General features: G+C 64.7%; 7 protein-coding genes. 1 reads left to right on the plus strand and 6 read right to left on the minus strand.

Annotation, left to right across the window (positions count from 1 at the left end):
* Positions 1-1,752 (plus strand): AAA family ATPase (locus VDP82_RS11690; protein ID WP_323015024.1); only part of this gene is annotated, 1,752 nt, incomplete at its 5' end.
* A 318-nt stretch (positions 1,753-2,070) separates the two neighbouring features.
* On the opposite strand, the gene VDP82_RS11695 is transcribed toward VDP82_RS11690, so the two are convergent.
* From VDP82_RS11695 to mgtE, 6 genes are all read right to left on the minus strand, one after another.
* Complete coding sequence (locus tag VDP82_RS11695) at positions 2,071-2,916, minus strand: division plane positioning ATPase MipZ (protein WP_323015025.1); 846 nt, start codon at positions 2,914-2,916, stop codon at positions 2,071-2,073.
* Positions 2,917-2,984: 68 nt separating this feature from the next.
* Complete coding sequence (locus VDP82_RS11700; RefSeq protein ID WP_323015026.1) at positions 2,985-3,671, minus strand: DnaJ domain-containing protein; 687 nt, start codon at positions 3,669-3,671, stop codon at positions 2,985-2,987.
* Positions 3,668-4,372: a VWA domain-containing protein gene (locus VDP82_RS11705; RefSeq protein ID WP_323015027.1), complete on the minus strand. Its 705-nt coding sequence runs from the start codon at positions 4,370-4,372 to the stop codon at positions 3,668-3,670. The genes VDP82_RS11700 and VDP82_RS11705 overlap by 4 nt, the downstream gene beginning before the upstream one ends.
* A 161-nt stretch (positions 4,373-4,533) precedes the next feature.
* Complete coding sequence (locus VDP82_RS11710; RefSeq protein WP_323015028.1) at positions 4,534-4,959, minus strand: DUF1489 domain-containing protein; 426 nt, start codon at positions 4,957-4,959, stop codon at positions 4,534-4,536.
* Positions 4,956-5,633 carry a glutathione S-transferase family protein gene (locus VDP82_RS11715; RefSeq protein ID WP_323015029.1) on the minus strand — a complete coding sequence of 226 codons (678 nt, stop codon included), beginning with the start codon at positions 5,631-5,633 and terminating at the stop codon, positions 4,956-4,958. The genes VDP82_RS11710 and VDP82_RS11715 overlap by 4 nt, the downstream gene beginning before the upstream one ends.
* 413 nt (positions 5,634-6,046) lie before the next feature.
* The coding region (gene mgtE, locus VDP82_RS11720) for a magnesium transporter (RefSeq protein ID WP_323015030.1) at positions 6,047-7,158 on the minus strand (1,112 nt) is incomplete at its 5' end.

The raw sequence follows: 7,158 nt of genomic DNA on the forward strand, positions 1-7,158 counted from the left end.
GGGCGCGATGCCGAATTGCGCCGCACCATCCAGGTGCTGTGCCGCCGCTCCAAGAACAACCCCCTCTATGTGGGCGACGCCGGTGTCGGCAAGACCGCCATCGCCGAGGGGCTGGCCCGCAAGATCATCGAGGGCGACGTGCCCGAGGTGCTCAAGGAGGCGGTGATCTACGCGCTCGACATGGGCTCGCTCCTGGCTGGCACGCGCTATCGCGGCGACTTCGAGGAGCGCCTCAAGGCGGTTATGAAGGAACTCGAGAAGATGCCCAATGCGGTGCTCTTCATCGACGAGATCCACACCATGATCGGCGCCGGCGCCACTTCGGGCGGCGCGCTCGATGCCAGCAATCTGCTCAAGCCGGCTCTGGCTTCGGGCGCGATCCGCTGCATCGGCTCGACCACCTACAAGGAATATCGCCAGTTCTTCGAGAAGGACCGTGCCCTGGTGCGGCGCTTCCAGAAGATCGACGTCAACGAGCCCAGCGTTCCCGACGCCATCGAGATCGTGAAGGGCCTGCGCCCCTATTTCGAGGACTTCCACAAGGTCAAGTTCACCGACGACGCCCTCAAGGCGGCGGTGGAGCTGAGCGCGCGCTATATCGGCGACCGCAAGCTGCCCGACAAGGCCATCGACGTCATCGACGAGACCGGCGCCAGCCAGATGCTGCTCACCGAGGATCAGCGCAAGAAAATCATCGACGTGGAGGATATCGAGGCCACCGTCGCCACCATCGCGCGCATTCCGCCCAAATCGGTCTCCAAGTCCGATGCCGAACTGCTCTCGGGTCTGGAACAGAGCCTCAAGACCGTGGTCTTCGGGCAGGATGCGGCCATCGTGGCGCTGACTTCGGCCATCAAGCTGGCCCGCGCCGGCCTGCGCGAACCGGAAAAGCCCATCGGCTCCTATCTGTTCACCGGCCCCACCGGCGTCGGCAAGACCGAAGTGGCCAAGCAGCTTGCCGATACGCTGGGCGTGGAATTGCTGCGCTTCGACATGTCCGAATATATGGAACGGCACACGGTGAGCCGCCTCATCGGCGCGCCTCCGGGCTATGTCGGCTTCGACCAGGGGGGCCTGCTCACCGATGGCGTCGACCAGCATCCCCATTGCGTGGTGCTGCTCGACGAGATCGAGAAGGCCCACCCGGACCTCTACAACATCCTGTTGCAGGTGATGGACCACGGCAAGCTCACCGACCACAATGGCAAGTCGGTGGATTTCCGCAATGTCATCCTCATCATGACCTCCAATGTGGGGGCGTCCGAGCTGGCCCGCTCACCCATCGGGTTCGGGCGCAAGCGCGAGCAGGGTGACGACGAGGAGGCGATCAATCGCACCTTCACGCCCGAGTTCCGCAACCGGCTCGACGCCATCATCTCCTTCGCGCCTCTGCCCCGCGAGATCGTGCGGCGCGTGGTGGAGAAGTTCGTGCTCCAGCTCGAAGGCCAGTTGGCCGAGCGCGGCGTCACCATCAACCTCTTGCCCGAAGCCGCCGACTGGCTGGCCGAGCGCGGCTATGACGAGCGCATGGGCGCGCGCCCCTTGGCCCGCGTCATCCAGGAGCACATCAAGAAGCCCCTGGCCGATCAGGTTCTCTTCGGCGAACTGGTCAATGGCGGCACGGTGACGGTGGCCGTGGTGGGTGAAGGGGCCGATGCCAAGCTCGAGCTTGTCGCGGTGCCCCCGCGCCCGGCCAAGCCCAAGGCCCTGCCCCGGCCCAAAAAGCCCAAGGCAACGGCCGAGAAGAATTAGGGGTTTAGCCCTCTGAACCTGTCAGGCCTCCCCCATCGCGGGGGAGGCTTTTTTATTGAGCATGAAGTTTTTCAACACACCGGCGCTGCCCACAGGCTTGACCCGTGGGCCGGCTGATGGGGGACGCCGCTAGGGCGTTTCACCATCCATGTGACGCGCGATTTCGTCCCACCCCCGGTGTCATTCCGGGCGTGACCCGGAATCCATCTCCGCATGTCTCCACATCCATTGTGGGCGCCGACGGCCTTCAGGATGGATGCCGGCCTGCGCCGGCATGACATGGTGCATGGGGATGGTACAGATGAAAGTTGAAACGCTCTAAGCCGAGAGCCGCACGGCCTCCGGGGCCGGCTGGCGCAGCGGCAGGTTCAGCGCCGAGACCAGGTTGCGATATTCCTGCCTGGCGCCGAGATGGGAGAGCGAGGCCGATTCCCCCACTTCCTCCTCGAGCGGATCGAACACCGTCAGTCCGCTGGCAAAGAGCGAGCGGAAGATGACGCGCTCGGCGATGCCGTCGGCCAGCCGGCAGCCGAATCGCGTGGCGATGCTTTCCAGCGTCGCCTGCACCTGCCTGGCATTGCGCGAGGCCAGCATGGAGATGCGGTTGCGCATCAGGATCCAGTCGATGGACTGCCCGTCCACCGCCATGCGCTCGGAGCGGGCGCGCTGCACCAGCTTGGCGTAATGGCTGGTTTCCACCACCACCCCGCTTTCCGGATCGATCCGCGCCAATACATTGATATCGATCAGGCTGTCGTTGATCGGGGTGATGAGCGTGTCTGCCACCGAATGGGCGAGGCGCGTAAGATTGGTGTCGAAGCCGGGCGTGTCGATGATGATGAAATCGGCCGTGCCTTCCACCTCGGCGATGGCGCGGCGGAAAATGTCGAATTCGGCGCGATTGTTCTCCGCCGCCGAGTCGCTCCAGCCCGAGGGCAGGTGGAAATGCGTGGGATTGGGCAGTTTGCGGCCGGTTTCCTGGCCATGGGCGCGGCGGTTGCGCACATAATGGGTCAGCGTCTGCTGGCGGCTGTCCACGTCGATGGTGGCGACGCGATGCCCGGCATGCAGCAGGTAAATGGCCAGGTGGAAGGCGGTGGTGGATTTGCCCGAGCCGCCCTTCTCATTGCCCACTACAATGACATGCGCGCCCGCCTGCCCCATGGCCGCCCCCAAATTCGATCCCGTCTCAGCTCGGCACACACACAAAGCCATGCATGGTTAACGCCTCGTTAATGGCGCAGCAGGCGATCGCGCGCTTCGTTGATCTTGGAGGCCAGATAGCTCGATCCGCCATGGTCGGGATGCACCGCCTTCATCAGCTCCCGATGCGCGGCGCGGATTTCCTCGTCGCTGGCGCCGGGGGAAAGGCCCAGCACCGCATAGGCCTCCGCCACCGGATCGGCCGGCTCGGCCTGCCCCGCATCCTCCTCGGCGAAATATTCGCGCCACCCGGCGCGGTTGGCGTCGAGCCAGCTTTCGAGCAGGCTCAGACTGTCCGGGTCCCAGTCCACCTCGGCGATCAGCGCCCGCGTCTCTTCGGCATCCAGGTCCATCAGGTCGCGGCCGGTGAATTGCCCGCTCAGCACCCAGCCTTCCACCTTACCGCTGTCATGATCCAGCTCCATGGAAAAAAAGCGGCTCCTGACCTTGGAGCTGTTCCCCTCGTGGGGCGTGGGCGCATCGAGCGAAAACGGCCCCAGCCGCCCCCGGCGCAAAATGGAAAAGGCGGCTGCGGCGGCAAAGATGGCGATATCGATGCGCCGCGCCACCAGCAGCGCCACCGCGACCAGCGCCGCGATCCCGCCCAGCAGCCAGCGCAGCAGGCGCATCTGCTGCGCCTTGGGCAGGCGTCGCAGGGATTGGACAACGGCCAGTATGGCAAGCAGGGCGACGCCGCCGAGGAAGATCCAGCTCATCCGGGCAATTGCGCCAAGAGCGCCCGCGCCGGCGCGCTGCCCTGCAATTGCAGCTGCGCCCTGCCCCCGCTGGCATAGGCGGCGACGGCCTTGAGCAGATCGGCCAGCTGGCCGGGAGCGGAAGCGTCGAACCGGGCATAGGCGCCCTTGGTCAGCCGGGCGAATTCACGGAAGGCGGCTTCCACCCGCCCGTCCATGCCCTCCTGGAAAATGAAGATCGGGCATCCCAATAGACCAAGCTGCCCGGCCTTGGCCGCCAGCGCGTCGACATTCTCCTCGATGGCGTCGCCGACATAGACCATGGCATTGATGCGCTTTTTGGTGTGTTCGGCGCGGGCATGGCCCAGCACCTTGCCGATCTGGGTATTGCCGCCCCGGCAGTCGATGCCGCTCATCAGCCGCGCTAGGCTGTCGGCATTGGCCACCCATTTGGAGGCCTGGCATTCCCCCAGCCCGCGGAAATACAGCAATTGCACTTCGAGCGCGCTGTCGCTGGGGATGGCGCGGAACATCTCCGCCTGCAACGAACAGGCCAGGTCCCAGGTCGGCTGCCGGCTCATGGTGGCGTCCATGGCAAAGAGCAGCCGCCCCGCCTCGCCGGAGCGGGGCCGCGCCATCTGCCCCACCTTGCGCACGAAAGCGGCGACGTCCCCGCTCACCGCCCCCGAGGGAGACGGCGCCGGGCTCTGCGAATGGGGCATGCGTTTTTGTGCCATGTCCCCAATATGTGGCGGGCGCCGCCCCGCCGCAAGACCGGCTACAGCATGTCTCCCGAAAGTGGGAATCGGTTTCGGGATAAAGACATGCGCAAAAAACAAAAGGCTAAAGCGCATGGAGCGAATCTGAAAGATCGCGACGCGCTTTAGATGAGCCCCAGCTTGGCCAGATCGGCGGCCAGGGCCAGCGAATCGGCGTTTTCGTTGGCGCCCAGGTCGGGCGGCGCATCCTCGGGGCGCAGATAGCGCCAGCCCTGGAAGGGGCGCTTGGGATAGGGAATGGTGCGGATCAGCTGCGGCGCCATGATGATGTCGCAATAGTCGATCCCTTCCGGGTTGGTATAGCGCGCCAGCCGCAATATGAGCTGGCGGCACGAGACCTGTCCGGCGATCACCCAGTAAATGGAGGATTTCCCCTCCATCTCTGCGGCGCGCTTGGGCATCATGCGAGTGCGGTGCACATGCACGTCCTCGCCATAATCGGCATCCCACCAATGGGCGCGCTCGTCGCGGTAGCTTTCCAGCTCCTCGACGCTGGAAATGCCCACGCACAGCTTGATCATGTGGATCATGCCAGGCTCCCCCGCGCCACGCGCCCCTGGATGACGTCGATTTCGTCCTCATCCACGATCCAGGGCTCCTTGAGCGCCATGGCCAGCCAGTCCTGGAAGGCGGGCAGGCTGTAGATGGCTTCGATATAGGCGCTGGCCGTGTCCGATGCCGGCAGCTCATAGGTGCGCAGCCGCGTTGCCACCGGCGCATACATGGCGTCGGCGGCGGTGAAGGCGCCGAAAAGGAACGGCCCTCCCGAGCGCGCCAGCAGCCCGCCCCACAGCGCTTCGAGCCGCTTGAGATCGGCGGCGACGCTGTCGGGATTGACCTTGCCGGGATGGGAGGCGCGCAGATTCATCGGCGCATGGCTGCGCAGACTGGAAAAGCCGGCATGCATTTCCGCCGCCGCCGCCCGCGCCAGCGCGCGCTGGGCAATGTCGGTCGGCCAGATCGGCTTTTCGGGAAAGCCGTCGGCCAGATATTCGATGATGGCGATGGTTTCGGGAACCATCAGATCGCCGTCGATCAGCAGCGGCACCTTGCCGGTGGGCGAGCGGCTCGCCAGCACCTGCTTATACCCCTCCCCGCCGATCTGGAGCACCTCGTCCTCGAAGGGAATGTCGAAATGGCGGAGCACCAGCCAGGGGCGCAGCGACCAGGTGGAATAATTGCGATTGCCGATCAGCAGCTTCAACGGAACATCTCCCGAAAGTGAAGAAGGGCGCCCGTGTCGGGGCGCCCTTCGAAAATGCTGTTAGTGAAGAACTCCAGCGCCTGGAGCGTTTCCAGCAGAAGTGGAAACGGTTTTGCGGTTCGGAAACGCGACAAAACTAAGATTTAGAGACCGTTCGGCGTTTCTTTTGAAACGATGAAGGGTTCCTAGACGCCAGCCACGACCGAGAAAACCAGTCCTATCGACAACAGGCAAACCAGGGTCCAGCTTGCCGCTCGCCAGATATTGGTCTTCGGTTGACTTCGCATGCTCGCTCCTTGTCAGCCGTTCACTCCGGGCGCCAGAGGCGGCGCGCGCCTGTCTCGCCCGGTAAGGGATTTTTAACGCTGGGCACACCCCGGCGCAAGTCGCGAAATTGTCGCAATTCACTGCATTCAGAACAGGCCGAACCACAGCCCCGCAATGCCCAGAAAGGCGAAAAAGCCCACCACATCGGTGGTTGTGGTGACGAAAACCGCCGAGGCGATGGCCGGATCGGCCTTGAAGCGGTCGAGCATGATGGGGATGAGAATGCCCGATGTGCCGGCCACGATCATATTGGTGATCATGGCCGCGCCGATCACCATGCCCAGTTGCGGATCGTTATAGCGCAGCCAGGTCACCAGCCCCACCAGCAGCGCGAAGATGACGCCATTGACGAAGCCCACGATCATCTCGCGCGAGATCAGCCGGCGCAGGCGCCGCCCGTCCAGCTCGCGCATGGCCAGGGCGCGCACCGTCACCGTCATGGTCTGGGTGCCGGCATTGCCGCCCATGGAGGCGACGATGGGCATCAGCACCGCCAGCGCCACCATCTTTTCGATGGGCTCGTTGAACAGCCCGATCACCATCGACACGCCGATGGCCGTCACCAGGTTGATGACCAGCCAGGGCACGCGGCTGCGCACCGTGTCGCGGATGGTGTCCGAAATATCCTCGTCGCCCACGCCGGCCAGCAGCTTGATGTCCTCGTCGGCCTCTTCATGGATCACGTCCACGATGTCGTCGATGGTCAGCACGCCCACCAGGCGCCGGCTTTCGTCCACCACGCCCACTTCCACCAGGTCGTAGCGCTCGAAATCGCGGGCCGCCTCCTCCTGGTCCTCGGTGGCGTCCACCAGCACCAGGTTGGCGTTCATCAGCGCCTCGATCGACACCGGCCGGCGGGCGCGCAGCAGCTTGTCGAGCGGCACCGTGCCCAGCACCTGATAGGACGCGTCCACCACATAGATCTGGTAGAATTCCTCCGGCAGGTCCGGTTCGCCGCGCAGATAGTCGATGGTCTGTCCCACCGTCCAGAACGGGGGGATGGCGATGAAGTCGGTCTGCATCCGCCGCCCGGCGGAATCCTCGGGAAAATCCAGGCTGCGCTTCAGGTTCAGCCGCTCGAAGGTGGGCAGCTTGGCCAGCACCTCGTCGCGGTCTTCCTGGTCGAGGTCTTCCAGGATGGCGACGGCGTCGTCATTGTCGAGCCCGGCCACGCCCCGCGCGATTTCCGCATTGGGCA

Origin of the sequence: Devosia sp., assembly GCF_034675085.1 — a bacterium.
Classification (GTDB): Bacteria; Pseudomonadota; Alphaproteobacteria; order Rhizobiales; family Devosiaceae; genus Devosia.

Bases quoted from the DNA above. Each gene is read 5' to 3' on its own strand.
- VDP82_RS11700 (WP_323015026.1), bottom strand. From the start codon at position 3,671: ATGAGCTGGATCTTCCTCGGCGGCGTCGCCCTGCTTGCCATACTGGCC.
- VDP82_RS11710 (WP_323015028.1), bottom strand. From the start codon at position 4,959: ATGATCCACATGATCAAGCTGTGCGTGGGCATTTCCAGCGTCGAGGAG.
- VDP82_RS11705 (WP_323015027.1), bottom strand. From the start codon at position 4,372: ATGCCCCATTCGCAGAGCCCGGCGCCGTCTCCCTCGGGGGCGGTGAGC.
- VDP82_RS11695 (WP_323015025.1), bottom strand. From the start codon at position 2,916: ATGGGGCAGGCGGGCGCGCATGTCATTGTAGTGGGCAATGAGAAGGGC.